Below are 25,670 nucleotides of genomic sequence, written 5' to 3' on the forward strand. Positions count from 1 at the left end.
CTCTCACCAAGGAGGCGCTAGATCGTCGCTAGATCGGATCTAGCGGAGTTCCCACGGCCTGAGGTCGGGCCGCTTGGGGTCGAGACCGTCGCCCGAGGAGGTGCCGCGCAGGCGCCGGTTGACCCACGGCACCAGGAACTCCTTGACCCATCGGGCGTCCTCGCGCCGCTTCACCCTGGGATCGACGGAGCGCGAGGGCCAGTCCTTGCGCCAGGTGTCGTCGCAGGGGACCTCCAGCACGTCGAGCACGCGGGCGGCGACCAGGCGGTGCCCCTCCTCGTTCATGTGCAGGCGGTCGTCGCTCCACGCCCTCCAGTCGCGGATGGCCTGCATCGACCACTGGTCGACGACGCGGCAGCCGTACAGGTCGGCGATGGAGCGCAGGTGCAGGTAGAAGATGGCGAACTTGCCGCGCATGCGCCGCATGAGCGGCGTGTCGCGCGGGTCGACGCCGGTGAACAGCAGCACCTCGGCGCCGGTGGCCCGCAGCTGCCGTACGGCTCCGGCCAGCTTCTTGGCCATCTGGTCGGGATCGCTGCCCGGCCTGAGCAGGTCGTTGCCGCCCGCGCAGAAGCTGACCAGGTCGGGCTTCATCGCGACCGCCATGGGGACCTGCTCGGCCACGATCTGGTCGATGAGCTTGCCCCGCACGGCCAGGTTCGCGTACTGGAAGGAGGGCTCCTTGGCGGCCAGCACCTCGGCGACCCTGTCGGCCCAGCCGCGGAAGTGGCCGTCGACACCGGGGTCGTTGAGTCCTTCGGTGAAGCTGTCGCCGAGGGCGACGAACGAACGGTAGTGCGTCATTTGATCAGGTCGGCCATCGCTCGCAGGGCAAGGACGTAGGACTGCAGGCCGAAGCCCGCGATCGTGCCCGTGGCCACGCCCGCCACGACGGAGGTGTGGCGGAACTCCTCGCGAGCGGCCGGGTTGGAGATGTGCACCTCGATCAGCGGCGCCGTCCGCATGGCGACGGCGTCGCGCACGGCGTAGGAGTAGTGGGTGAAGGCGGCGGGGTTGAGCACGACGGGGATGCGCCGGTCGGCGGCCTCGTGCAGCCAGGCGAGGAGTTCGCCCTCGAAGTCACTCTGCCTGACCTCGACCTCGAGGCCCAGCTCCTTGCCTGTGGACACGCACAGCTCGACGAGGTCGGCGTAGGTGTCGGCCCCATAGATCTCGGGCTCGCGAGTGCCCAGGCGCCCCAGGTTGGGCCCGTTCAGCACGTAGATCATCGCGCCACCTCGCGGTAGGCGGCCTCCAGCAGCTCCTCAGGGGGATCCTCGAGGCGGCCGGGTTTGGCCAGGCCGTCGAGGACGACGAAGCGCTGCTTGGCGCCGCGGTTCTTCTTGTCGAGCCGCATGTGGTCGCGCAGCTCGGGCCAGGCGTCCTTGCGGTAGGCGGTGGGCAGGCCCACCGACGTCAGGATGGTGCGGGTGCGCTCGACCAGGTCGGCCCTGCCCGCCAGCTTCGACAGCTCGGCGGCGTAGACCATGCCGATCGCGACGGCCTCGCCGTGCCTGATCTGGTAGTGCTCGGCGCGCTCGATGGCGTGGGCGAGCGTGTGACCGTAGTTGAGGATCTCGCGCAGGCCCGCCTCGCGCAGGTCGGCGCCGACCACGTCGGCCTTGACCTGGATCTTGCGCTCGATGAGCGCGCGGGTGTGCTCGCCCTCCGGCGTGGTGGCGGCGACGGGGTCGTCCTCGACCAGCATGAGGATGGTCGGGTCGGCGATGAAGCCGCCCTTGATGATCTCGGCGAGCCCCGCGACGTAGTCGTCGCGCGGCATCGAGGGCAGCGTGGCCAGGTCGCAGAGCACGCCCGCCGGAGGCAGGAAGGTGCCGACGAGGTTCTTGCCCTCGGGGGTGTCGATGCCGTTCTTGCCGCCCACCGCGGCGTCGACCATCGCCAGCAGCGTGGTCGGCACCAGAACGACCTTGACGCCGCGCAGCCAGGTGCCGGCGACGAAGCCCGCCAGGTCGGTCGTCGCGCCACCGCCCACGCCGACGACGGCGTCGGAGCGGCTGATGCCGTACCGGCCGAAGGCCGACCACAGCTGGGCGGCCACCTCGACGGACTTGGCCGCCTCGCCGTCGGGGACCGGCAGGGAGACGACGTCGTAGCCGGCCTCCTCCAGCGCCCCGCACACCGGGCGGGAGATCTCGGGCAGCGTGGCGGGATGGACGACGGCGACCGTGCGGACGCCCTCGCCCAGCAGGCCGGGCAGCTCGGCGAGCACGCCGGTGCCGATGACCACGTCGTAGGGGCTCTCGCCGCGTACCGTGATGCGGGTGGCGCTCATGCGGGCAGCCCCTTCACGATCTCCTCCACCAGTTCCTCGGGGTCGCGCTTGTCGGTGACCACTCTGAGGACGGCCAGGCGCTCGTAGATCGGGCGGCGCTCGTCCATGAGCTTCTTCAGCTGGCTGCGCGGGTTGAGCACCAGCAGCGGACGGGCCGAGCCGAGGCCGACCCGCTGGACGGCGTCGGCCAGGCCGACCTCGAGATAGACGACGGGGTGGCCGCCGAGCAGCTCCTGGGTCTTCTCGTGCAGGATCGCGCCGCCGCCGAGGGACAGGACGCCGTCGTGCTCGGCCAGCGCCGCGCGGACCGCCTCGTGCTCCAGCTCGCGGAAGCGCTCCTCGCCGTCCTCGATGAAGATCTCGCTCACGGCCTTGCCCGCGACCGCCTCGACGTCGGAGTCGGTGTCGCGGAAGGTGAGGTCGAGCCGCTGCGCCAGCAGGCGGCCCAGTGTCGTCTTGCCCGACCCTGGCGGGCCGATGAGCACGACCTTGGTCATTTGATCACCATCGAGGAGAGGTAGCCGGACAGGTTGCGGGCGACTTCCTCCACGGAGTCGCCGCCGAACTTCTCGAGGGCCGCGTCGGCCAGCACCAGGGCGACCATCGCCTCGGCGACGATGCCCGCCGCGGGGACCGCGCAGACGTCGGAGCGCTCGTGGTGGGCCTTGGCCGCCTCGCCGGTCTTGACATCGATCGTGGCCAGGGCCCTCGGGACGGTCGAGATCGGCTTCATCGCGGCGCTGACGCGCAGCACCTCGCCGTTGGTCATGCCGCCCTCGACGCCGCCCGCGCGGTTGGTGACGCGCCTGACGCCGTCCTCGGTGGTGTACTCGATCTCGTCGTGCGCCCGCGAGCCGGGCCTGCGCGCGGTCTCGAAGCCGTCGCCGACCGCGACGCCCTTGATGGCCTGGATGCCCATGAGGGCTCCGGCCAGGCGGGCGTCGAGGCGGCGGTCCCAGTGGGTGTAGCTGCCGAGCCCGGGCGGCAGGCCGTAGGCCAGGACCTCGACGACGCCGCCGAGGGTGTCGCCGTCCTTGTGCGCCCTGTCGATCTCGGCCACCATCGCGGCGCTGCCCTCGGGGTCGGCGCAGCGGACGGGGTCGGTGTCGATCGCCTCGAGGTCGGCGGGGACAGGGAAGACGTTGCCCGGCGACTGCGCGGCGCCGATCGACACCACGTGGCTGAACAGCTCGACGCCGAGGGCCTGCTTGAGGAAGCGCTTGGCGACCTCGCCGAGCGCGACGCGGGCGGCGGTCTCGCGGGCGGAGGCCCTGTCGAGGACGGGCCTGGCGTCGTCGAAGCCGTACTTCTGCATGCCCGCCAGGTCGGCGTGGCCGGGGCGGGGGCGCGAGCGGGGGGCGTTGCGCGCCATGCCCTCGAGCTCGGCGGGGTCGACGGGGTCGGCCGCCATGACCTTCTCCCACTTGGGCCACTCGGTGTTGCCGACGCGGATGGCGACGGGGCTGCCCAGCGTGCGGCCGTGGCGCAGGCCACCGACGATGGAGACCTTGTCCTCCTCGAACTTCATCCGGGCGCCGCGGCCGTAGCCGAGACGGCGACGGCGCAGCGCCTCGTCGATCGCGGCCGTGGTCACCTCCACCCCCGCGGGCAGGCCTTCCAGGATGGCGACGAGTTCGGGGCCGTGGGACTCTCCGGCGGTCAACCAACGCAACATGCTCACAAGTCTTCCATGTGCGGAGCGGTGAGATGGACACCGCTCACCAGGCGAGACAGAGGGCGCCGGCCAGCATGAAAGGCCCGAAGGGGAACTCCGCCGATCTGTCGGCCTTTCTCAGGACCAGGAGGGTGATGGCGTAGAGGGCGCCGAGCAGCTGTCCCGCCAGCGCCGCGGCGACCCAGGCGTTCCAGCCGACCGCGCCCGCGGCCATGCCGATCAGCCCGGCCAGCTTGACGTCGCCAAGGCCCATGGCCGTGGGCCTGACGAACCACAGCACGCCGTACAGCAGCAGCAGCGCGGCGCCGCCCAGCAGCGCGTCGGTGAGGCGGCCCGTGGGGAGCAGCAGGAGGGCGAGGATCGGACAGGAAGGCAGCGTGATGACGTCGGGCAGCCGCTGGGTGCGCCAGTCGATCACGGCGAGGGCGCTCCCGACGGCTGCGGCGTACAGGAGCGCGGGCAGGTAGACCGGCTCCATCCGCCAGGCCAGCAGCGCGAACACGGCCGCGGTCGCCGGCTCGATCACCGGCTTGGCCAGGCGCACCCTGCCCAGCAGGCCGGCGAACGCCCGCCTGGCCTCGGCCCGGGGGTCGACGGGGTCGGGCTCGAACCCGTCGGCCAGCGCGCGCACCAGGACACCCACGACGAACCCCGCCAGCGCCGCAGCCCAGACCATCCCGCCATCCTCCCCGTGCTCCGGGGGCTCTGTCAGGACTTTCCGTACGGCTCCCGCACGGAACGGCCACCGCGGTCACCGGCGGGCCTGCCTCCATCACGCCGCTCCGGCGGCGCGGGCGGCCCGCCGTTACGCCGGGTTCCTCGAGCGATCGGGTGGTCAGCGGCGGCGCGACCAGGGGAAGCGGCGCCGCCTCGGCTCGGTGCTCTCCGCGAATCGCGCCACGGTGACCGAGGGTCCGACCTGGTCGAGCGTGCCCGACTCCACCGCGGCCATCGCCTCGAGCACGCCGCCCTCGATGACGAAGGGCACAGGACCCGCCACGTCCACCACCACGGCCGCCGCGCCCTCGTGCACGGCCGCCTGGCACACCTGGAGCGTGGTCGCCTGGATGGGCCGGGCGTCCTGACGCCATCGGGTGAGCGCCTCGACGCCGGTGAAGGCGATCACCGCCTGCCTGCCGTCCTTGCCGACGAGCTTGGGGAGAGCCATCTCGCTCTCCTTCTCCTGCCTGAGCCCGTGCTCGCCCACCTCGGACTCGGTCAGCAGCGCCACGACGGGCACCAGCAGCCTGGACGTGCTCAGCGCCGACAGGACGGCGGTGGCGTCGGCCGTACCGGAGGAGAAGGCGGTCAGCGCGGCGGCGACGGCGTCGTCGGCGCTCCCGTCGTCACCTGGGACAAGGGGCTGCGGAATGCTCGGCACAACGTCCGAGACTACCGGTCCCGGCGGGCCGGTCCGCGACGTCCTGAACCGGCCTCAGCCGGCCTCACGTCCCCGTGGGTGCCACCCACTCCACGAGCTGGACCACGACGCCGTTGGGGTCGGTGAGCTGGAGCAGCTTCTCCCCCACGGCTCCTGGCGCAGCTCCATGGGGGCCCCTGACCCTCTGAGCGACGTCAGGTTCTCCCGTCTCAGTAGAGTGGTCGGTATGGGCATGATCGGTACCGTTGGGCTGGTGTTGCATCCTCGGCGTGACTCCGAGACGGCGATCGAGACGATCGTCTCGTGGGCCACCGCCAGAGGCGTCACGGTGCTGGGCCTGCCCGACGAGGTGGACCGCATCCACTGCAGCGCCGTCGCGGTGGAGCCCGAGATCCTGTGCGAGCGCGCCGACCTGCTCGTCAGCCTCGGCGGCGACGGCACGATGCTGCGCACCATGCGGCTCATCGCGGGGCTCAAGACGCCCATTCTCGGCGTGAACCTGGGCAAGCTCGGCTTCCTCGCCGAGATCGACGTCGACGAGTTGCCCGAGGCGCTGTCGGCGATCGACGAGCACCGCTACACCGTGGAGCCGCGCATGGCGGTGCGCGCGGCGCTGGGCGACGGCCAGGAGGTGACCGCGTTCAACGACATCGCGCTGGTGCGGGTGCCCGGCGACGGCATCGCGGCGGTGTCGGTGGCCGTGCAGGGCCATCCGTTCGTGCGTTACGCGGCCGACGCGGTCATCATGGCGACCTCGACGGGCTCGACGGCCTACAGCTTCTCCGCGGGAGGCCCGATCGTCTCGCCGCTGGTCGAGGGGTTCCTGGTGGTGCCCGCCGCGGCGCACTCGTCGTTCAACAGGGCGGTCATGCTGTCGGCCGACGAGGAGGTCACGCTGGAGCTGCTGCCGACCAGCGGCACGCTGGCCGTCGAGGTGGACGGCGCGGTGATGGGCACGCTGGCCCCCGGCGACCGTCTGAACGTGACCGCCGTGCTGGGCGCCTCCTGGGTCGTACGGCTGGGCACGACGACCTTCTACGAGCGCGCCCGCCGCAAGCTGAGGGTCAACGGGAGCGCGGAGGTCGACTGAGCCATGCGGATCGCGGTGGCGGCCGACAGCCTCGACGGCGTGGCCGCGCGGATCGTCGGCGAGCTGAGCGAGCGAGGGCACGAGGTGGTGACGCACGGCGCGCTGAACGAGGCCGAGCGCGATGACTGGGCCTGGGCCTGCGAGGCGGCGGCGCGCGACGTGGCCGAGGGCAGGGCCGAGCAGGCGGTCGTGTGCTGCTGGACGGGCACGGGCGCCTCCATCGCGGCCAACAAGGTGCGGGGCGTGCGCGCCGCGCTGTGCGCCGACGGCTACACCGCCGACGGCGCGCGCAGGTGGAACGACGCGAACGTGCTGGCGCTGAGCCTGCGGGTGGTCTCCGAGCCGCTGCTGAAGGAGATCCTCGACGCGTGGTTCGCGGGCACGGCCAGCACGGACCCCGCCGACGTGGCCAACGTGGAGCACCTCGAGACGTGACGGCGCCCGGCCGCGGTCCCGCCGGGGTGGCGTGCAGGACGGGCGGCCACCGGTGAGCGCGGTGGCCTGGCCCGTCCCTGCCGTGAGACCTGGCCTGAAGGGTCAGGACAGGTCGGCGATGGCGGCCACAGGACCACCGCCCGAGGGTCCCTGGTGGACGGCGGCCACGGAGACGAACACGGCAGGATCGCCCGTGACGGAAGCGGCGACGCCGCCGACGGTGGCCTTGATCTGACGGTGCCAGTGCACGTCGGAGTCGTCGAGCATGATGTTGCGCCGTCCCCGCACCCGCCCCGAGGGGTCGGCCTCGCACTTCATGAAGACGTTGACCAGGCGTCCGCCGAGGTCGGAGTGGTGCGGGCGCTCGGGAAGCTCCAGGCCCGAGTCGCGGATGGCCTCCCAGATGCCGTCGGCGTCGAGGGCGTCCTTCATGACGCTGTGCCCGATGCGGTAGCGCCCGCCGATTCCTCTGACGTTGCCGACGACGACGATCTGGGCGCGGTCCAGCTCGACGCCGCTGGAGCAGGAGGCGACGCTGCTGTAGAGCGACAGGTCGCGGTGGATCTGGTCGGCCGAGGGCGTCTCGATCTCGCCGAGGGCGACGGCGATGCCGAGGGCGGTGGTGGAGTTCGACAGGTCCATGGAGGGGCCGGTCTCCTCGATGGCGGTGTCCTTGCCCCTGCTCTTGGCGTCGGTGATGGTGGCCAGGGTGAGCAGCGGCGTCTTGGTCTGCACGTAGTGGACGTCGCGCGGGTCGTCGATGCCGGCGACCTTCATCGCCTCTCGCACGCCCGCGGCGACCTTCTCCACCATGGCGGGGCGGCCGATGTCCTCGGGCAGGATCACCTCGCTCATGGCCACGCCGACCGAGACCCTGGGCTCGTCCGAGGCCGGGGCGTCGGCGGTGGTGGCGAAGATCGTGGCGTGCGGGCTCAGCACGCCGTCGGTGCCGCCCGACCACACCAGCGGCACGCTCTCGGGCGCGGGGTGGCCCTTCCTGGCCAGCACCCCGCGGAAGGCGGTGTCGGCCAGGATGCGGGTGTAGTCGTTGACGCCGCCGTTGCCCTCGGTCTTGCCGACCACCGCGAGCACCCGGTGCGCCTCGATCACCCCGTCGTCGATGAGCTTCTCGAGCCCTGAGGCGTCGGTCACGCTCTCGATGGCGACCTTGCGCACTTCGATCGGTTCGGGCATCTATCTCTCCACTCTCGTGCCTGCGCCTGGATCGGCGATGTGCTCCAGCGAGGTGATCACGGCCCGCTCGCCGCCTGCCGCGACGAACCGCAGGACCGCCTCCACCTTCGGTCCCATGCTCCCCCCGGCGAAGTGCCCAGCGGCGTGCAGGACACGCAGCTCACCGGCGGAGATCTGACCGATCGGCCTCGGGTCCCGCCCGCCGTAGCCGACGACGGCCTGCGGCACGTCGGTCGCGATGACCAGGATCCGCGCCCCGACGGCCCGCGCCAGCAGCGCCGCCGCGAGGTCCTTGTCGACGACCGCCTCCACGCCCGTCAGAGAGCCGTCCCGCTGCCGCACCACGGGGACCCCGCCGCCGCCTGCGGCCACCACCGTGAAGCCCGCGGCCATCAGCGTGGTCGCGGCGGGCGCGTCGAGGATCTCCAGCGGCTCGGGTGAGGCGACCACGCGCCGCCAGCCGCGTTCGAAGCGCCGCCAGCTCTGGCCGAGCTTTTCGAACCTGCGCGCCTCCGCCTCGGTGAAGTAGCGTCCGATCGGCTTGACCGGATCCGCGAAGGCGGGGTCGCCCGCGTCGACCAGCGTGCGGGTGACGACCGTGGCGGCGGGGCGGCCGAGCGCGTTGAGGATCAGCGTGCCGATCGTGGCCTGTGTCTGCGCGCCGCACCAGTCGAGCGGCACGGGCGGCACCACGGCGGCCGCGAGCTGGTTCTTCAGCAGCAGGTTGCCCACCTGCGGCCCGTTGCCGTGGGTGAGCACCACCTGGTGCCCGGCGTCTATCAGCGCCCTGACCTGCCGCATCGCCGCCTCGACCGCGTTCTGCTGGGCCTGCGGCGAGGCGCTGCCGTCAGGACCTGTCATGGCGTTGCCGCCCAGCGCGACGAGTACCCGTTCACCCACCCTCGCGACGCTACCCAGGCTGGAGAAGGCGTTCATTGGCAACCTTTGCCCATGATGAGATGGGCGGCATGGCGGACACCCCCCGATCCCTCCAAGACCTCGTACGCCGCCGGCAACAGGCGGGTTTCGTCGGAAGGGAAGGCGAGCTGGCCTTCTTCCGCAACAACCTGGGGCTTGACGTCGATGACGAGCGGCGCAGGCTCCTGTTCTCCGTCCACGGCGCCGGCGGTATGGGCAAGACGTTCCTGCTCGGCCGTCTGCGAGAGGCGGCCGAGCAGCACGGCCTGCTCACCGCGGGCACCAACGAGTCCGTCTACGGGGTGGTGGAGGCCATGGCCACCCTCGCCGAGCAGCTCGAGGGTCAGGGGGTGAAGCTCAAGCGCTTCGCCCACCTGCACACCGCCTACCGCAAGCGCGAGGCGGGCGGGTCCGACGTGGCCGGCCTGGTCACCAGGGCCGCCACCAAGCTGACGACGGGCGCGGTCAACACACTGGTGCCCGGCGCGAGCATCGTCACCAAGTCGATCGACCCTGATCAGGTCAACCAGCTGCGCGAGGCGGCGATGGACGGCCTGCTCAGGCGCGACGACCAGCGTCTGGCCGCCGCGCCCGTCGACGAGCTGAGTCCTGCCTTCGTGGAGGGACTGCGCGAGGCGGACCGGCCGCTGGCGCTGTTCTTCGACACCTACGAGCGCACTGGCGCGTACCTGGACGACTGGCTCAGGGCGATCTTCGAGGGCCGCTACGGCGAGGCGCCCGCCGACCTGGTCGTCACCGTGGCCGGGCGCCAGCCACTCGATCCGCTGCGCTGGGCGCCCTACCTCGGCGTGCTGGCCGACCTGCCGCTGGCGGCCTTCACCGAGGTGGAGGTCAGGCAGCTGCTGCGGACGAAAGCGATCGACGACGAGGCGGTGATCGAGGTCATCACCGCGGTCGCGGGCGGGCTGCCGCTCGCGGTGGCCACGCTGGCCGAGCAGCGCCCGAGCCGACCCGGCGCGGTGAAGGACCTCTCGGGCGGCCTCGTCGACCGCTTCCTGCAATGGGAGAGCGACCCCGTCCGCCGCGATCTCGCCCAGGTGGCGGCGCTGCCGCGGAAGATCGACCAGGACCTGGTCGCGGTGCTGGCGGAAGGCGAAGTCGCGGAGCTGTACGGCTGGCTGCACGCGCAGAGCTTCGTCTCCAGGGAGGGCGGCGTCTGCCGCTACCACGACGTGGTGCGCGAACCCATGATCAGGCTGAACCGCACCAGGTCGCCGCGACGCTGGGAGGAGATCCACCTCAAGCTGGCAGAGGCCTATCGTGAGCGGCGCGAGCGCCCTGGCCTGTCGGAGGAGGGCGGCGACAGCTGCCTGCTGGAGGAGTGCTATCACCGCCTGTGCGCCGACCCGGTGGGGTCGCTGCCCGAAGTGCTGTCACACGTGGTGGAGGGCGGCCTCTTCTCGGCGCGCCGATGGGCTGAGGTGTTCACGAGCGCGGGCAACGACGCGGCGGCATCGAGCCTGCGGGCGCTCGGGGAGAGCCTGCAGGACGCGCTGCTGGGCGAGCGGCCCGCCGGCGCCTATCTCGACCTGCTCATCCAGCGTCGCGACCTGCCGGAGAACGCGCTGAAGGAGGCGTGCCGCCAGCGCGGCGTCCTCGACAGGGACGAGAAGCGCTACGACTCGGCTCTGGCGTGTTTCACCAGGGCGACAACCATGGATCCCGACTTCGAGAAGGCGGTGGCGGGAAGGGGCGAGACCTACCGGCTGGCGGGGCGGCACGAGGAGGCGCTGGCCGACTTCGACCGCGCCGTCGAGCTGGCCCCCGACGACGCGTGGAACCACCTGCACCGCGGGTGGACACTGAACGCCATGGGCCGCCGCGACGAGGCCCTGGCCGACCTGACCCGGGCGGTCGAGCTCCGGCCGCACGACCCTTGGTACCTCGCCCAGCGCGGCATGCTGTTCAAGTCGGTCGACGACCTGTCGCAGGCGATCGAGCTCGACCCCGGATACGAGTGGGCGCTGGCGATCCGAGGCGACCTTCACCGCCAGAAGGGACGATACGACGAGGCGCTGGCCGACTTCGACCGCGCCGTCGAGCTGGCCCCCGACGACGCGTGGAACCGCCTCTACCGGGGGCTGACCTACGAGGCAATGGGACGGCTCGAGGAGGCACTCGACGACCTCGGCCGTGTCATGGAGATCGACCCCGACTACTGGTGGGCTCAGCTCAACCAGGGCCGGATCCTCAGGAACCGCGGAAGGCTTGACGAGGCGATGGCGGTGCTCGACGAGGCCGTCCGGCTACGACCGCACCTCGGATCCGTCTACAACGAACGGGCGCGCGCCCACGCCGTCCTCGGTCGTCACGAGGAGGCGCTGGCCGACTTCGATCGCGCGCTCGCCCGCGACCCCGACGAAGCCGACACGATCGCCAACAGAGCGCTGTCCTTGCGGCTTCTGGGCAGGCTCGATGAGGCCGTGGACGATTTCACCCGCGCGCTGGACCTGGGGCCGGACGACGCGTGGTCCCTGGGTCACAGGGCCGTCGCCCTGCGCGAGCTCGGGCGGCGAGAGGAGGCGCTGTCGGACTTCACCAGGGCCATCGAACTTGAGCCCCACGACGACTCCTTCGCCCTCGAACGCTTCATGACCTGCGGGATCGCCTTCCTGGCGGGGCACGACTACCAGTGGGTGGCCGACCTGGACGCCACCGAGCGGGAGGGACGCACGCTGGCCCGCACGGCCAGGGAGTGGATGACGGCGTCGGGCCTGATCGCCGCGGAGGTCCGGCCGTTCCCGCTGGACGCCTACGGGCTGCACGCCAGGACCGGCGAGCAGGTCCGCAGACCTTCGGGCGTCTCCTTTCACTGGGGAAGAGTGATCTGCTACCCGATGAAGGCCGAATCGGCCGCCTGTCCCGGCTGCGGTCATGTGACGATCCTGCGGCGTGACGGCGTGGCCACCGCCGACTGGGATGGCTTCGTCACCCCCATCTACAACTGGTTCTCCGTCGACCGCCTGACCCGCTCCTGCGAGTCCTGCAACGCTGAGGCGTCGCTGCGCGACTGGGTGCTCGACCAGCCGTGGGCCTTCCCGCACCTGGCGCTGCGATTCTGGAACTGGCCTCCGTTGACCGGCGATTTCCTCGCGACGCTGGCCGACAAACTGGGCGGACACCGTCTGACGGTCATCTCTGGACGAAGGTAGCCTCACGGACGTGATTCGCACCGCACACGTCAACGGCATCGACCTCTCCTACAGGGAGGAGGGCGACCCCGCGGCCCCCACGCTGGTCCTGCTGCATGGGCGCACCGCCGACCACAACAACTGGAACCCGTTCATCCGCCGCTTCGCCGAGCGCTTCCACGTGGTCGCGCCCGACCTGCGGGGACACGGCGCCAGCGAGCGCCCCGACCGCTACGAACTACCCGACATGGCCGAGGACGTCGTGGCCCTGCTCGGCGCGCTCGGCGTGGACCAGGCCATCCTGGTCGGCCACTCCCTCGGCGGCGTGGTCGCCTACCACCTGGCCATGAACCACCCCGAGCGGGTCTCGCTGCTGGTGCTGGAGGACCCGCCCGCGCCGGTGCCGCACGAGCGGCCTGCGCTGGAGGACGACTCCCCCATGATGGTCGAGACCGAGCGCCAGATCGTCTCCCCCGACCCCGCGTGGGCCGAGGGGCTGAAGCGCGTCAAGGCTCCCACGCTGGTGCTGGCAGGCGGACCCGCCAGCCATGTCATCGCCGAGCCGCTGGCCGACCTCATCCCCGGCGCGAAGCTGGTCACCATCGGCGTGGGGCACCTGATCCACGCCGACGCGCCCGAGGAGTTCTGGGCGGCCGTCGGGCAGTTCCTGGATTGACATCCACTCCGCCCCTAAAGGATGGAGATTCCGGTCTGCCGCGCGTGCGGCTCCCGGCGGGTTACTGCTTCTTAGCGCGGCGCCGGAACAAGTCCCGGTCTTACCCGCGCTCCACAGTCGTTTAGTCTCTCCGCCTGCCCGGCGGCGAGGATGTTGATCGCAGCGTTGACGTCCCGGTCATGGGTCGCCCCACACGGGCAGATCCACGACCGGACGTCGAGCGGCATCGACTCGGCGATGGCGCCGCACACCGAGCAAAGTTTCGACGACGGGAACCAGCGGTCGATCTTGGCGAAGTACCTGCCATACCGGGCGGCCTTGTACTCCAGCATATTCACCAACTGCGACCAGCCCGCGTCGTGCACCGACTGGGCCAGCTTCGTGCGCGCCAGCCCGGACACGGCAAGGTCTTCCACGTATACCGCTTGGTTGTCGCGGATGATCGTGGTGGAGAGCTTGTGCGCCCAGTCCTTGCGCGTGTCGGTCACCTTGGCGTGAGCTTTGGCGACCTTCAGCTTGGCCTTGGCCCGGTTGGCTGAGCCCTTCTCCTTGCGACTCAGCGCCTTCTGCGCCCGACGTAGTTTCTTGGCCGCGCGCCGCAGGATGCGCGGGTTGTCCACCTTCTCGCCGTCCGACGTCACCGCGAAGTGGGTCAGCCCAAGGTCGATCCCGACCTCGCAATCCGTCTCGGGCAACGGCTCGTCCGAAGTCTCGACCGCGAACGACGCGAAGTATCGGCCTGCGCTGTCCTTGATCACCGTCACCGATGACGGCTCGGACGGCAGCGACCGCGACCAGCGGACCGACACGTCTCCGATCTTCGGCAACCGCAGGTGGCCCGACGCGGTGACCGTGAATCGGGCGTTCTTCGTGAACCGGACCGCCTGCCGCGTGTCCTTCCGTGACCGAAACCGGGGCGGGGCGACCTTGCGGCCTTTCCGCTTCCCGGACAGAGAGGAGAAGAAGTTGCGGTAGGCCGCGTTCAGGTCCGCGAGCGCCTGCTGGAGCAGCACCGCTGAGACCTCGCCCAGCCATGCCCGCTCCGGCGTCGCCTTGGCTTGTGTGATGACCCGCTTGAACAGGTCCCCATCACAGATGTACGGCAAGCCCTGCTCGCGAGCGTCCTGCCGCGCTCGCAGTCCGTCGTTGAACACCACGCGGGCGCACCCGAACGCATTGGCCAGCGCGGCACGCTGGTCGGCGTCGGGATACACCCGGTAGTTGTAACGAAGCCGCACCCACTGATCATGCCATTGGTCTATGGCCGAATATGAAGGCATCAGAACCGGCAGGCACGGTGTTTTTGCCCTGTACGCGCATGTGGTCTTCGTGACCAAGTTCCGGCACAAGGCGTTCACCGACACCCACCTGAACCGGATGGAGGAGATCATGCGGGACGTGTGCGCCGACTTCGAGACCGAGCTTCGCGACTTCAACGGCGAGAACAATCACGTCCACCTGCTGGTGAACTTCCCACCCAAGATCGCCCTGTCCAAACTCGTCAACTCCCTCAAGGGCATCTCCTCACGCAGGAGGCGCACCGAGCTCCCCGAACTGGCCCACCACTACTACCGGGCGAACAAGCTGTGGTCGGGCTCCTCCTTCGCCGGGTCGGTGGGTGGCGCACCGATCAGCGTCCTGCGCCAGTACATCGAGCAGCACAACCGTCCCGGTTAGGGCACGCTCAGACCCCAGCAAGCCTTGCCGCGCGGGCCTTCACCCCCGGCCTGGAGGCGGGAGCACTGGCCCGCATTCTGGTAGCTCAGCCGAGGCAGGCGCGGAAGACCCGCGTGAGACGGTCGACGACCGCCTCACGCCGCCACTCGTCGGCCGGGCCGAAGACCCTGCGCAACTGGGCGCTGCCCATGATGAGGGCGGTGGCGAGGGAGGCGCGCATCTCGGCGTCGTCGCCCGGCAGGCGGTCGCTCAGCGGCTCGAGTATCGCGGTGCGGATGCGCTCGCGGATGATCTCCTGGATCTCCGAGGTGGGCGTGGAACGCGCCAGCGTGGCCACCAGCACGCTGTCGCCCGGCGACGTCAGCCGGTCGGCGACGTACTCGGCCAGCGCCCTCGGCAGGTCGCCGCCCGCCTCGTCGAGCACGCCGGGGAAGCGGCCCTGCTCGGCGATCACTTCGGCGAACAGGTCACGCTTGCTGCCGAAGTAGCGGTTGATCAGCGAGAGGTTCGCCTCCGCCCTCGCCGCGATGAGGCGCATCGTCACCTGGTCGTAGCCGTGTTCGGCGAACAGCTCTCTGGCCGCCTCCATGATGCGCAGCCTGGTGGCGTGCCTGTCGCGCAGCCGTACCTCTTCCACACCTGGATCCTCCCACCTGGGAGCCCGTGCGGAGACGCGAAAGGGCGCTCCCTCCCGCAAGGGAGCGCCCGCCGTGCTTCTCGTGGAGGTCAGACCGTGACGAGGGCGGCCTCGGCCTCCAGGGTCGCGGCCGTCGCGTTGATCACCGCGGCGATCCTCAGCGCCTCCTGGATCTGCTCGCGCGGCATGCCCGCGCCGCGCAGCACCTGCTCGTGCGACTCCAGGCAGCGGCCGCAGCCGTTGACCGCCGAGACCGCGAGGCACCACAGCTCGAAGTCGACCTTGTCGACGCCGGGGTTGCCGATGACGGTCATGCGGAGCTTGGCCGGCATCGTGCTGTACTGCTCGTCGCCGATGAGGTGCGTGGCCCGGTAGTAGACGTTGTTCATCGCCATGATCGAGGCGGCGGCCTTGGCGGCCTTGAACGCCTCGGCCGACAGGTTGTCGGCGGCCTCGCCCGCGACCTCGGCGATGACCTGCGCCGACCTGGTGGCCATCGCGCACGCCAGCGCCGCGCCCCACAGCTGCTGGTCGGTCAGCGACGACGTCGTCGTGACCGAGCCCAGGTTGAGCTTGGTGTCCTTGGCGTAGTCGGGCAGAGCGGCCTTCAGGTTGTTGATACTCATGCGCCCAGCAGCGCCTTCGCGTCGAGGCCCTTCTCGCCCTTGTTCCAGTTGCACGGGCACAGCTCGTCGGACTGCAGCGCGTCGAGGACCCGCAGGACCTCCTTGACGTTGCGGCCGACCGAGCCGGCGGTGACCATGGCGAACTGGATCTCGTTGTTGGGGTCCACGATGAAGGTGGCGCGCTGGGCGACGCCGTCCTCGCCGAGGACGCCGAGCGCCGACGACAGCTCGCGCTTGATGTCGCTCAGCATCGGGAAGGGCAGGTCGCGCAGGTCCTCGTGGTCCTTGCGCCAGGCGTGGTGGACGTACTCCGAGTCGACGGAGACACCGAGCACCTGGGCGTCGCGGTCGGCGAAGTCCTCGTTGAGCCGGCCGAACTCGGCGATCTCGGTCGGACACACGAAGGTGAAGTCCTTCGGCCAGAAGAACACCACGCGCCACTTGCCCTCGTAGGACTTGTGGTTGATCTCCGCGAACGCCTTGTCGGGGTCGAGGTCGACACAGGCGGTGAGTTCGTACTCGGGGAACTTGTCACCAACGGTGAGCACGTGAATATCTCCTTGAGGAAGACGTCGTTGTCAGGGCTTCAGGGTGCCTCATCTAGCATTGATCCGAGAAATCGAGCAGTCGGACGAATCTGAGAGGTGATTCCTATCAGTGAACCCTCGCCCACCCTGGCTCAGCTGCGGGCATTCCTCGCTGTAGCCGACCATCTCCACTTCAGGGAGGCGGCCACGGCGCTGCGGATGAGCCAGCCGGCGCTGTCGGCGTCGGTCTCCGCGCTGGAGGAGATCCTCGACACCCAGCTGCTGGAGCGGACCACCCGCAGGGTGCTGCTCACCCCTGCGGGCGAGCGGGTGGCCGTGCACGCGACCAGGGTGCTCGCCGCGGTCGACGACCTCATCGGCGAGGTCGACAGGAACCGCGAGCCGTTCAGCGGGCCCGCGCACCTCGGGGTGATCCCGACCGTCGCGCCGTACGTGCTGCCCGCGCTGCTGCCGATGTTCGCCAGACGCTTCCCGCACCTGAAGCTGACGGTGCACGAGGCCAAGACCGAGACGATCGTGGAGGAGGTGCGCGAGGGCAGGCTCGACCTGGTGCTGCTGGCGCTGCCGACCGAGACGAGCGGGCTGGTGGAGGAGCCGCTCTACGACGAGGACTTCCTGCTGGCGCTGCCCGAGGGGCATCCCCTGGCCGCCGAGGACGCGCCGCTGAGCAGGTCGGCGCTGAAGGGCCTCGACATCGTGCTGCTCAACCAGGGCCACTGCCTGCGCGAGCAGGCGATAGACGTGTGCAGGGAGGTGGGGGCGCGGGCCACCGCGACCACCTACGCCACCAGCCTGCCGACGCTGGTGCAACTGGTCGCGGGCGGGCTCGGGGTGACCCTGCTGCCGGAGTCGGCGGTGCCGGTGGAGACGGGCAAGAGGGTACGGCTGGCGCTGCGCCGCTTCGCCCATCCCGCGCCGGGGCGGACGATCGGCCTGGCCTACCGGGCGAGCTCGGCGCGGGCGGCGGAGTACGCGCAGCTGGCCAAGGCGGTGCGCGGGGCGGTCAGGCAGCGGAAGCTGCCGGTGAAGGTGATCGCCTGAGGCGTCCCGCGCGCTCGCCTCCCTCCGGGTCAGTCGTCGAACGGCCAGCCGGTGACCGGCGGGCGAGGCGCCCTGGCGGGGGCCAGGCCCAGCGCGCCCAGCGACTCGGCCAGCTTGACCGCTGCGCCCACGCCGTCCACGACGACGCGCCCCGTGGCCGCCGCGACGTCGGCGGCCATGCCCGCCATGCCGCCGCAGCCCAGCACGACGACTTCGGTCGCGGCCAGCGCGGCGACGCCGGCCACCGCTTCCAGGGCCCGCTCCCGCCGCTCGACCAGGTCGGGCACGCTCTGCCCCGAGGCCAGTACGGCGGCGCAGGCCGCGTCGAGGCGCAGCGCCCTGAGGCGGTCCTCGACGATCGGCACCGCCGCGGCGGTGGAGGTGACGATCGTGTAGGAGGCCCCGAGCGCGCGGGCCAGCAGCGGGCCGCACTCGGTGATGTCGAGCACGGGCGCGGAGGTCAGCTCCTGCGCGGCCTCCTTGCCAGGCTCGCCGAAGCCCGCCATGACCACGGCGTCGGCGGGCGTTCGCGCGATGACCTCCAGCACGCCGACCGCGCTGAACAGCACCTCCGACTGCCCCGTCAGCTCGACGGGGCCGCGCCCCGGCGCGAGCGTGGTGACGGTCGTGCCCTGCGCGGCGGCGGCGCGGGCCGCCGCGTGGATCAGGCGGGTGCAGCCGTCGACGCGGTTGGGGTTGACCACCAGGATCTCCATGCCGCGTAACGGTATACCAGTATTAGCCGAGCCGCTTGAGCCTGGTCACGGCCTCGTCGATGACCTCGTCCTTCTTGCAGAAGGCGAACCTGACGAAGTGCCTTCCGCGCTCGGGGTGGTCGTAGAAGACCTGCGTCGGGATCGCCACCACGCCCGCCAGCTCGGGCAGGCGCCTGGTCAGCTCGAGCCCGTCGGTGAAGCCCAGCGGCCTGATGTCGGTCTGCACGAAGTAGGTGCCCGACGGCTTCAGCACCTCGAAGCCCGCGCCCGACAACCCGCTCATGAGCCTGTCGCGCTTGCTCTGCAGCGCCGCCCGCAGCTCGGCCACCCAGCCCAGCTCCTCGCGCAGGCCGTGCGCCACGGCCAGCTGCCAGGGCCCGCCCACGGTGAAGGTGAGGAACTGCTTGACCGTCTGCGCCGCCCGCGTCAGCTCGGGCGGCGCGCACACCCAGCCGGTCTTCCACCCCGTGACGGAGAACGTCTTGCCCGCCGAGGAGATCATCACGGTCCTCTCACGCATGCCGGGCAGCGTGGCGAGCGGGACGTGCGCGACGCCGTCGAAGGTGAGGTGCTCGTAGACCTCGTCGGTGATCGCGATCAGGTCGCGCTCCTGGCACACCTCGGCGATGACGGCCAGTTCCTCGGGTGTGAAGACGGTGCCCGTCGGGTTGTGCGGCGAGTTGACGAGGATCGCTCTGGTGCGCGGTGTGACGGCGGCGCGCAGCTCGTCGGGGTCGAAGGTGAAGCGGCCCTCCTTCGGGCGCAGCGTGACCGCGGCCAGCCTCGCGCCCGCCAGCGCGATGGAGGCGGCATAGGAGTCGTAGTAAGGCTCGAAGGCGATCACCTCGTCGCCCTGCTCGCACAGGGCCAGCACCGTCGCCGCGATCGCCTCGGTCGCCCCCACGGTGACCAGCACCTCGCCGTCGGGGTCGTAGTCGAGCCCGTAGTGCAGCCTCCTGTGCTCCGACACCGCCTGCCGCAGCTGCGGCAGACCCGGCCCCGGCGGGTACTGGTTGACGCCCGACCTGATGGCCTCCACCGCGCGGTCGAGCATCGAGGCGGGGCCGTCGGTGTCGGGGAAGCCCTGCCCCAGATTGATCGACCCGGTCCTTACGGCCAGCGCGCTCATCTCGGCGAAGATGGTGGTCCCGAACCGTCGCATGCGGGAAACAAGGGGATCGCTCACAGGGCCAGACTATTAGTCTCGAGGGGTGATCACCCGGGTCGCCCTCGCCCTCGTCCTCGTGTCCGGCCCTCTGACCGCCGCTCCTGCCCCCTTGGAGGCCAGGGCGTGTCCCGTCGCGATGCCCGAGGGAACCCGGTGCGGCTTCCTGGTGGTGCCCGAGCGCCGCGACGCCCCCGGCACGACGATCAGGGTGGGCTACGCCGTCCACCGGTCCGACGATCCGTCGGGCGATCCGGTGGTCTACATGAGCGGAGGCCCCGGCTCGGCCTCCATCCAGCTCACCGGCTACCTGGCGGCGCTCTTTCCCGACCGCGACGTCGTGACCGTCGAACAGCGCGGCAGCAGGTTCTCCAAGCCCACTCTCGGCTGCCCCGAGACCGTGGCGGCGATGCTCGACCGGCTGCGCGCCTCCGGCGCCGACGTGGCCAAGGGCGCGCGCGACTGCCGCAGGCGCCACGAGGAGGCGGGCGTCGACCTGCGCGGGTACAACACCAAGGAGATCGCCGCCGACGTCGTGGACCTGCGCAAGGCGCTCGGCTACGAGAAGTGGAACCTGTTCGGCGTCAGCTACTCCACCAGGGTGATGGTGGACGCGGCCGCCGCCGACCCCGGCGGGACCGCCGCCGTCGTGCTCGACTCCTTCCTGCCGCAGGAGGTCTCCTGGTACGGCGACGCCGACCGCAACCTGGACGACACGGTGGCCGCGCTCGGCATCGACGAGGATTTCGAGGTGATGACCGGGCGGCTCAACGACGCCCCCGCCCTGGTGCCGACCACCGACCCGCTGACCGGCAGGGCGTTCACCGCCAGGCTGACGGGCGACGACGTGGCGACCGTGCTGGCCGAGGGGCTGCACGACACGAGTGTGATCGCCGCGGCCCCCGCGCTGGTCGGCGCGCTCGCCGAGGGGCACGACGAACTGCTGCGCCCGCTGGCCGACCAGACGGGCCCCGGCCTGGCCTCCCACGAGTTCGGGCTCTACCACGCCGTCCAGTGCCAGGACGAAGCCACCTTCCCCGACAGATCGCGCCTGTTCACCGTGAACGTGGACAGGGTGGTGTGCGCGGAGTGGCGGCTGCCGGCCTCGAAGCCGACGAAGGCCACCACGAAGGCGCCCGTCCTGGTGCTCGGAGGACAGTACGACCCCACCACGCCCACCAGGACCGCCAGACCCGCCGCCGAGCGGCTGCCCCACGCCCGCTTCGTCGAGTTCGCGGGGGTGGGACACGCGGTGTTCCTCTCCGACCGGTGCGGCGCACGCACCATCGCCGCCTTCCTGGCCGATCCCGAGGGCTGGAAGCAGCCCTGCGACCCCTCCCTGCGCGGCCTTCCCGCCGTGCGGCCCGGCGACCTGCACGTCACAGGCGCCCCCTACCAGGCGATGACCGCTCCGTGGCTGGCCGCGCCGCCGGCGCTGTTCGTGCTGGCCAGCCTGGCCCAGCTGGTCATGGGCGCGATCAGGGGCAGGGCGCTGACCGCCTTCGCGGGCCTCACGGGCCTGGCGTTCACCGGCCTCGCCGCCGACGCGGTGTGGGGTCTGATGAAGTCGAACGAGACGGCGCTGGCCGTGGGCGTGCCGCGCATGCTGGAGTTGTACGGATGGATCGCGGCGGGTTCGGCGGTGCTTACCGTGGTGGCGCTGGCTCGCGCCCGTACAATCCCCAACAGCCTGGCCGCGACCGTCGCGGCGGGGTTCCTCGTATGGTGGTGGTCCTGGTTCCTTTGACACGCATCAGAGAGCTCGACGCGCTCCGCGGCTTCGCGGTGTGCGGGATCATGCTGGTCAACACCTGGCAGCACCACGAGGGGCCCAAGGGCGAGTGGTGGGTCGAGACCTTCTTCCAGGGCCGCTTCTACCCGATCTTCTCGCTGCTGTTCGGCATCAGCTTCGTGCTGGTGCTGCGCGGCGCCTCCCGGTGGGTCCTGCTGCGCAGGCTGCTGTGGCTGCTGCTGTTCGGTCTGGTCCAGCACACCTGGTACCCGGGCGAGGTGCTGACCGACTACGCGCTGTTCGGGCTCGGTGTGCTGCTGCCCGCCTCGTTCCTGTCGGCCGGATGGCCGATCCTGGTGCTCGGCGTCGCGGCGCTCGGGTGGGGCACGTGGATGGGCGGCGGCATCCTGATCATCCCGGGGCTCTTCCTGATCGGCATGACGCTGATGGAACTGCGGCCCGGCCGTCGCTGGCTGCTGCCGGGCTTCGTGGTGTCCGCGGCCGTCTCGGCGGTGTCCACGTGGCTCTATCCGATCACCGGGCAGTGGTGGATCTACGTGGTCGCCGGGGTGGCGGGGGCGGCGGCCTATTCCACCGCGATCTTCTACCTGCGGCCTCGATGGCTGGAGCCGCTGGGCAGGATGGCGTTGACCAACTACGTCACCGGCACCGTGGTCATCGTGCTGACCGGCCCTGCACGCTGGCCGGTGCTGGCGGTGACGGGGGTGACGCTGCTGGCACAACTGCTGTTCAGCTGGTGGTGGCTGTCCAGGTTCAGGTACGGCCCGCTCGAATGGGCGTGGCGGGCGCTCACCCGATGGAAGCCGGTGGGCAACAGGCTCGTCGCTTCTGACCGTTGACGGCGCCCCCGCCCCCGGATACACGAGAAGCGGAAGGACTGTCCAAGGTCGGGAGACACTGTGACGCTACGGCTGTCGTTCGCCGTGCTCGTGCTCGCCTCATTCGTTCTCGGGATCACCGGCTTCGCCGCCTTCCTGGGGCCAGACTCGTCCGTGTTCGACCTCGTCTACTACTCGCTGCAGCTGTTCGTCCTCGATCCCGCGCCTTTCGACGTCGGCCACGCGCCCCTGGGATGGGCGCTCGAGGTGGCCCGCTTCACCGCGCCGGCCGCGACCGTCTACGCCCTGGTGGCCGGCCTGCTGCTGCTGTTCTCCACCGAGATCAGGCGGCTGCGCGCCCGCCGTTCGCGCGGGCACGCGGTGATCTGCGGCACCGGCCCGATCGCGCAGGCGCTGACCCGGCGCCTGCGTACGGCGCGCCGCCCCGTCGTGCGGATCGCCGCCTCCCCCAGCGCCGACAGGGCCGTCATGCACGTCGCAGGCGACCCCAGGGATCCCGCCGTGCTGCGCGCCGCGGGCGTCGAGCGCGCCTCGGTCCTGTACGCCTGCGAGAGCGACAGCGCGACCAACACCGCGATCGCGCTGGCCGCGCACGCCCTGCGCAGGCCAGGCGGCCGCCCCCTCGCCGCCTACGGGCTCATCTCCGATCCCGACCTGTGCGCGGCGCTACGCGCCAGACGCCTCGGCCTGACCCGCCCCACCGGTCTGCACCTCGACTTCTTCAACCCCGACGCGCTGGCGGCCAGGGCGCTGCTGAAGAGCGACCCGATCGGCCAACCGGCGCCCGTCATGATCATCGGTCTCGGCACGTTCGGCAGGACACTGCTGCTGGAGCTGGCCAGGCAGTGGCGTCCACGCTCGCCGGCGGCGGGCCCGCTGCCCGTCACGGTCGTCGACGCGGAGGCGTCCGGCGTCGTGGCGGCCCTGTCCGTCAGGCACGACCTGCTGCTGAAGTCCTGCGAGCTGACCGCGCTCGACCTGGAGCCCGAACAGGTGAGCCGGCCCGACGCGCTGCCCGAGGGGCCGCCGCCGCGCAGGGTCTACGTCTGCTACCCCGACCAGGACCTCGCGCTGAAGACCGCGCTGACCTCGCTGCGGCTGTGGGGAGGCGGCCCAGGGTCACTGGTCGTCCGGGTCGAGCACGCCGCGGCCTTCGACGCGGGCCTGCTGGAGGGGCTCGACGGCGCGCTCAGGGTCTTCCCCTTCACCGACGCCGCCGCCGATCCAGGGCTGATCGCCGAGGATCTGGTGGAGACCCTGGCCACGACGGCGCACCACCACTACCTCGCCGACCAGGCGAGCAGGGGCGGCAGCCCGTCGCTCAACTCCTCGCTGGTGCCATGGGAGGAGCTGGAGGAGGACAAGAAGGAGTCCAACAGGCTGCTGGCCGAGGACATCGGCAGGAAGCTCAGGGAGGTCGGCTGCGCTCTCGGCCCCCGGGTCGATCCCGAGCTGGACTTCGCCTTCACCAAGGAGGAGATCGAGGTTCTCGCCGAGATGGAGCACGTGCGCTGGATGCGGATGATGCTGTCACGCGGCTGGAGGCACGGACCGCTGAGGGACGATGCGAAGCGGACGCATCCCGACATAGAAGATTGGGCCACCTTGTCGATCTCGGCGAAGGAGAAGGACCGCGAGACGATCAGGAACCTGCCCGACATCCTGGCCATCGCGGGCTTCCAGGTGGTGCGCACCCGATGACGAAGCTCGCCGTGACGGGCCACAGGGCGCTGACCCCGCACACCGTGGAGCTGGTCGGCAGGGCGCTGCGCGAGGAGCTGGCCGGCGCGGGGCCGGGGCTGGTGGGACTGTCCTGCCTGGCCGAGGGCGCCGACCAGATCTTCGCGGCCGAGACCATCGCGGCCGGGGGCGAGCTGCGCGCCGTCCTGCCCGCCCGCCGCTACAGGGACAGCCTGCCCGCGGCGGCCCGCCGCACCTACGACCTGCTGCTCGGCAAGGCAGGCCAGGTCGTCCTGCTGCCCTTCGACGACGCGGGTGTGCCCGCCTACCTCGCCGCCGCCAAGGCGATGCTGGAGGCCGCCGACGAGCTGGTGGCCGTCTGGGACGGCGGGCCGCCCGCGGGGCCCGGCGGCACGGCCGACGTGGTGGCCATGGCCAGGCGGGCGGGCAAGCCCGTACGGGTGATCTGGCCGCCCGGTTCCATGCGGGCATAGTCTCGGAGGCGTGACGAGAATCGCCCTGTGCCAGCTGCCGGTCTCCCCCGATCCCGCCGCCAACCTCAAGCGGGCCACGGAGGCCCTGGCCAGGGCGCAGGGCGCCGACCTGGCGATCTTCCCCGAGGCCACCCTGACCAGGTTCGGCAGGAGCGTCAGCGACCTGGCCGAGCCGCTCGAGGGGCCCTTCGTCACCGGTCTGGCCGCCGCGGCCCGCGAGCACGGCGTCGCGGTGATCGCAGGAGTGTTCGAGCCCGCCGAGGGCAGGGTCCACAACACCGCCGTCGCGATCGACGCCTCGGGCGCGGTCGTGGCCGCCTACAGGAAGATCCATCTGTTCGACTCCTTCGGCTTCCGCGAGTCGGAGCTGGTCGCCCCTGGCTCCGAGCCGACCGTGGTCGAGCTGGCCGGGCTCAGGATCGGCCTGCTCACCTGCTACGACATCCGCTTCCCCGAGCTGGCCAGGGCGCTGGTCGACAGGGGGGCCGACCTGTTCGCGGTGATCGCCGCCTGGGGTTCGGGCCCGCTCAAGGAGGACCACTGGATCACGCTGGTGCGCGCCAGGGCTCTGGAGAACACGATGTGGACCGCCGCCGTCGGCCAGGCGCCCAACCCCTCCGAGTCGGGCGACGGATTCGGCATCGGGCGCAGCATGCTGGTCGACCCGCTGGGCGTGGTCCGCGCCGACCTGGGTAGCGGACCCGCCGTGCAGGTGGTCGAGGTCGATCCCGAGGCGACCGCTTCGGCTCGCGCGGCCCTGCCCTGCCTCGAACACAGAGTGCTGTAGGCCAAGAGATCGTAAAGTGGTGTCGTGAACGAGCGTAGGACGCAGATGCAGAAGGTGGTGCCGCCTCGGCTGCTCGTGCCCTACCTGTCGGGCAAGCGCACGGTCATCTCCGGCTACGTCTACAGAGTGCAGGACTGCGCGCGGCTGACCACGCCGCGCACCCTGTTCCTGGGGCTCGACCTGTCGTTCGAAGGATCGGAGCTGAGCGCGGAGGTGCCCGAGCTGTACGTCATGCGGTGGTACGCGCGAGACGTCGACACCTACGCGGTGCCGTACGGGCCGCACATGGGCGGCGACTGGAGCGACGCGCCGCCGTTCGCGGGGAACGGGTTCACCACCTCGCGCGAGCACGTGGTCCCCCAGTTCCACACCGCGCCGATGCCGATCCCCGCGGGGGCCGAGATCGTGCACGTGAGCGACGGGGGCGAGCGGCCCTTCGCCCTCTACGACGGGCTCACCTGGCGGCCCTCCGCATGAGCGACGAGATCGTTCCCGTGGCCTCGGGTTTCGTCGCCCGCCACAGGGGACACACCCATCCGGCGGCGATCGGCCCCGACAGCGACGAGGTCGTGCTGTTCAGCGAGGAGGAGCTCGAGGGCTTCGAGGCCGCCTCCGGCTACTGGCGGCGTACCGTGGACCGCTCCGACCTGGAGTGGCTCGTGCTGGTGCGCACGGTCGGCGCCTTCGGCGGCGAGCCGTGCGTCATCCTCGACGAGGACGACGACGGCCTGCACATCGCCTACACCGGCCACAGCGGCATGAAGGCCGAGGCCCTCGGCTACTGGATGGTCGACCACGGCGCCTACGAGGTCGTCGTGCCACGCGAAGAGGTCTTCTCGATCAGGGTCGAGCGCCTGCCCGTCACGTAGAAGAAATCTCGGCGCCGCCGT

28 protein-coding genes are annotated in these 25,670 nt (G+C 71.1%); 13 read left to right on the forward strand and 15 right to left on the reverse strand.

Going from position 1 to position 25,670, the window contains the following annotated elements; all coding sequences use genetic code 11:
* Nucleotides 1-39 precede the first annotated feature (39 nt).
* The 7 genes from ABFX55_RS06965 to ABFX55_RS06995 all read right to left on the reverse strand — a co-directional run bounded on the left by ABFX55_RS06965 (nt 40) and on the right by ABFX55_RS06995 (nt 5,352).
* Complete coding sequence (locus ABFX55_RS06965) at nt 40-804, reverse strand: SGNH/GDSL hydrolase family protein (RefSeq protein ID WP_346118751.1); 765 nt, start codon at nt 802-804, stop codon at nt 40-42.
* Nucleotides 801-1,229: a type II 3-dehydroquinate dehydratase gene (aroQ, locus tag ABFX55_RS06970; RefSeq protein ID WP_346118753.1), complete on the reverse strand. Its 429-nt coding sequence runs from the start codon at nt 1,227-1,229 to the stop codon at nt 801-803. Before aroQ ends, ABFX55_RS06965 begins: the two co-directional genes overlap by 4 nt.
* On the reverse strand, nt 1,226-2,296 hold the full coding sequence (gene aroB, locus ABFX55_RS06975) for a 3-dehydroquinate synthase (protein WP_346118755.1): 1,071 nt from the start codon (nt 2,294-2,296) through the stop codon (nt 1,226-1,228). The genes aroQ and aroB overlap by 4 nt, the downstream gene beginning before the upstream one ends.
* Nucleotides 2,293-2,793 (reverse strand): shikimate kinase, encoded by a 501-nt coding sequence (locus ABFX55_RS06980; RefSeq protein ID WP_346118757.1) that lies wholly within the window; start codon nt 2,791-2,793, stop codon nt 2,293-2,295. Before ABFX55_RS06980 ends, aroB begins: the two co-directional genes overlap by 4 nt.
* Nucleotides 2,790-3,971, reverse strand: coding sequence for a chorismate synthase (aroC, locus tag ABFX55_RS06985; protein WP_346118759.1), 1,182 nt, complete (start codon nt 3,969-3,971; stop codon nt 2,790-2,792). The genes ABFX55_RS06980 and aroC overlap by 4 nt, the downstream gene beginning before the upstream one ends.
* A 43-nt stretch (nt 3,972-4,014) precedes the next feature.
* Nucleotides 4,015-4,647, reverse strand: coding sequence for a prepilin peptidase (locus tag ABFX55_RS06990; protein WP_346118761.1), 633 nt, complete (start codon nt 4,645-4,647; stop codon nt 4,015-4,017).
* Nucleotides 4,648-4,806: 159 nt separating this feature from the next.
* Nucleotides 4,807-5,352, reverse strand: coding sequence for an SseB family protein (locus tag ABFX55_RS06995; protein ID WP_346118763.1), 546 nt, complete (start codon nt 5,350-5,352; stop codon nt 4,807-4,809).
* Nucleotides 5,353-5,605: 253 nt separating this feature from the next.
* Between ABFX55_RS06995 and ABFX55_RS07000 the strand changes: the two genes are divergently transcribed.
* Together ABFX55_RS07000 and ABFX55_RS07005 are read left to right on the forward strand one after the other, a co-directional pair.
* The gene (locus ABFX55_RS07000; RefSeq protein ID WP_346118764.1) at nt 5,606-6,442 is read left to right on the forward strand and encodes an NAD(+)/NADH kinase; all 837 of its coding nucleotides are present in this window, start codon (nt 5,606-5,608) and stop codon (nt 6,440-6,442) included.
* A 3-nt stretch (nt 6,443-6,445) separates the two neighbouring features.
* Nucleotides 6,446-6,877 (forward strand): RpiB/LacA/LacB family sugar-phosphate isomerase, encoded by a 432-nt coding sequence (locus ABFX55_RS07005; protein WP_346118766.1) that lies wholly within the window; start codon nt 6,446-6,448, stop codon nt 6,875-6,877.
* 102 nt (nt 6,878-6,979) lie between these two features.
* Here ABFX55_RS07005 and bar read toward each other — a convergent pair whose 3' ends face one another.
* Both bar and ABFX55_RS07015 read right to left on the reverse strand, forming a co-directional pair.
* Entirely contained in the window at nt 6,980-8,071 is a 1,092-nt protein-coding gene (gene bar / locus ABFX55_RS07010; RefSeq protein ID WP_346118768.1) for a barbiturase, read from the reverse strand.
* Nucleotides 8,072-8,971, reverse strand: coding sequence for a carbamate kinase (locus tag ABFX55_RS07015; RefSeq protein WP_346118770.1), 900 nt, complete (start codon nt 8,969-8,971; stop codon nt 8,072-8,074). It lies immediately after the preceding gene.
* A gap of 68 nt (nt 8,972-9,039) precedes the next feature.
* Between ABFX55_RS07015 and ABFX55_RS07020 the strand changes: the two genes are divergently transcribed.
* Together ABFX55_RS07020 and ABFX55_RS07025 are read left to right on the forward strand one after the other, a co-directional pair.
* Nucleotides 9,040-12,162 carry a tetratricopeptide repeat protein gene (locus ABFX55_RS07020; RefSeq protein WP_346118772.1) on the forward strand — a complete coding sequence of 1,041 codons (3,123 nt, stop codon included), beginning with the start codon at nt 9,040-9,042 and terminating at the stop codon, nt 12,160-12,162.
* A 10-nt stretch (nt 12,163-12,172) separates the two neighbouring features.
* Nucleotides 12,173-12,817 (forward strand): alpha/beta fold hydrolase, encoded by a 645-nt coding sequence (locus tag ABFX55_RS07025; protein ID WP_346118773.1) that lies wholly within the window; start codon nt 12,173-12,175, stop codon nt 12,815-12,817.
* A gap of 71 nt (nt 12,818-12,888) precedes the next feature.
* Here ABFX55_RS07025 and ABFX55_RS07030 read toward each other — a convergent pair whose 3' ends face one another.
* Nucleotides 12,889-14,055 (reverse strand): RNA-guided endonuclease InsQ/TnpB family protein, encoded by a 1,167-nt coding sequence (locus ABFX55_RS07030; protein WP_346118775.1) that lies wholly within the window; start codon nt 14,053-14,055, stop codon nt 12,889-12,891.
* 22 nt (nt 14,056-14,077) lie between these two features.
* On the opposite strand from ABFX55_RS07030, the gene tnpA reads away from it, so the two are divergent.
* On the forward strand, nt 14,078-14,494 hold the full coding sequence (tnpA, locus tag ABFX55_RS07035) for an IS200/IS605 family transposase (protein ID WP_346118777.1): 417 nt from the start codon (nt 14,078-14,080) through the stop codon (nt 14,492-14,494).
* An 85-nt stretch (nt 14,495-14,579) separates the two neighbouring features.
* On the opposite strand, the gene ABFX55_RS07040 is transcribed toward tnpA, so the two are convergent.
* The 3 genes from ABFX55_RS07040 to ABFX55_RS07050 all read right to left on the reverse strand — a co-directional run bounded on the left by ABFX55_RS07040 (nt 14,580) and on the right by ABFX55_RS07050 (nt 16,305).
* The gene (locus tag ABFX55_RS07040; RefSeq protein ID WP_346118779.1) at nt 14,580-15,131 is read right to left on the reverse strand and encodes a TetR/AcrR family transcriptional regulator; all 552 of its coding nucleotides are present in this window, start codon (nt 15,129-15,131) and stop codon (nt 14,580-14,582) included.
* Nucleotides 15,132-15,220: 89 nt separating this feature from the next.
* A complete protein-coding gene (gene ahpD / locus ABFX55_RS07045) occupies nt 15,221-15,757 on the reverse strand; it encodes an alkylhydroperoxidase, AhpD family (protein ID WP_346118781.1) in 537 nt (178 codons plus the stop codon).
* Complete coding sequence (locus ABFX55_RS07050) at nt 15,754-16,305, reverse strand: peroxiredoxin (RefSeq protein WP_312895475.1); 552 nt, start codon at nt 16,303-16,305, stop codon at nt 15,754-15,756. The genes ahpD and ABFX55_RS07050 overlap by 4 nt, the downstream gene beginning before the upstream one ends.
* Before the next feature lie 96 nt (nt 16,306-16,401).
* Between ABFX55_RS07050 and ABFX55_RS07055 the strand changes: the two genes are divergently transcribed.
* Nucleotides 16,402-17,346, forward strand: a complete 945-nt coding sequence (locus ABFX55_RS07055; RefSeq protein ID WP_346118783.1) for a LysR substrate-binding domain-containing protein — start codon at nt 16,402-16,404, stop codon at nt 17,344-17,346.
* A 29-nt stretch (nt 17,347-17,375) separates the two neighbouring features.
* Here the strand turns inward: ABFX55_RS07055 and ABFX55_RS07060 are convergent, their stop codons facing one another.
* Together ABFX55_RS07060 and ABFX55_RS07065 are read right to left on the reverse strand one after the other, a co-directional pair.
* Nucleotides 17,376-18,062 carry an aspartate/glutamate racemase family protein gene (locus ABFX55_RS07060; RefSeq protein WP_346118785.1) on the reverse strand — a complete coding sequence of 229 codons (687 nt, stop codon included), beginning with the start codon at nt 18,060-18,062 and terminating at the stop codon, nt 17,376-17,378.
* Between the two features lie 22 nt (nt 18,063-18,084).
* On the reverse strand, nt 18,085-19,248 hold the full coding sequence (locus ABFX55_RS07065) for a pyridoxal phosphate-dependent aminotransferase (RefSeq protein ID WP_346118787.1): 1,164 nt from the start codon (nt 19,246-19,248) through the stop codon (nt 18,085-18,087).
* 25 nt (nt 19,249-19,273) lie between these two features.
* On the opposite strand from ABFX55_RS07065, the gene ABFX55_RS07070 reads away from it, so the two are divergent.
* The 7 genes from ABFX55_RS07070 to ABFX55_RS07100 are packed head-to-tail and all read left to right on the forward strand — an operon-like array spanning nt 19,274 to nt 25,649.
* Nucleotides 19,274-20,974, forward strand: coding sequence for an alpha/beta fold hydrolase (locus tag ABFX55_RS07070; protein ID WP_346118789.1), 1,701 nt, complete (start codon nt 19,274-19,276; stop codon nt 20,972-20,974).
* Complete coding sequence (locus tag ABFX55_RS07075; protein ID WP_346118790.1) at nt 20,971-21,819, forward strand: DUF418 domain-containing protein; 849 nt, start codon at nt 20,971-20,973, stop codon at nt 21,817-21,819. The genes ABFX55_RS07070 and ABFX55_RS07075 overlap by 4 nt, the downstream gene beginning before the upstream one ends.
* A 60-nt stretch (nt 21,820-21,879) precedes the next feature.
* On the forward strand, nt 21,880-23,520 hold the full coding sequence (locus ABFX55_RS07080; protein WP_346118792.1) for a RyR domain-containing protein: 1,641 nt from the start codon (nt 21,880-21,882) through the stop codon (nt 23,518-23,520).
* Complete coding sequence (locus ABFX55_RS07085) at nt 23,517-23,993, forward strand: hypothetical protein (protein WP_346118794.1); 477 nt, start codon at nt 23,517-23,519, stop codon at nt 23,991-23,993. The genes ABFX55_RS07080 and ABFX55_RS07085 overlap by 4 nt, the downstream gene beginning before the upstream one ends.
* A gap of 10 nt (nt 23,994-24,003) precedes the next feature.
* Entirely contained in the window at nt 24,004-24,780 is a 777-nt protein-coding gene (locus tag ABFX55_RS07090) for a carbon-nitrogen hydrolase family protein (protein ID WP_346118796.1), read from the forward strand.
* Between the two features lie 24 nt (nt 24,781-24,804).
* Nucleotides 24,805-25,257: a hypothetical protein gene (locus ABFX55_RS07095; RefSeq protein ID WP_346118797.1), complete on the forward strand. Its 453-nt coding sequence runs from the start codon at nt 24,805-24,807 to the stop codon at nt 25,255-25,257.
* The gene (locus ABFX55_RS07100; protein ID WP_183645986.1) at nt 25,254-25,649 is read left to right on the forward strand and encodes a hypothetical protein; all 396 of its coding nucleotides are present in this window, start codon (nt 25,254-25,256) and stop codon (nt 25,647-25,649) included. Before ABFX55_RS07095 ends, ABFX55_RS07100 begins: the two co-directional genes overlap by 4 nt.
* Nucleotides 25,650-25,670: the final 21 nt, after the last annotated feature.

The sequence above is a fragment of the Nonomuraea roseola genome, from assembly GCF_039535395.1.
Classification (GTDB): domain Bacteria; phylum Actinomycetota; class Actinomycetes; order Streptosporangiales; family Streptosporangiaceae; genus Nonomuraea; species Nonomuraea roseola.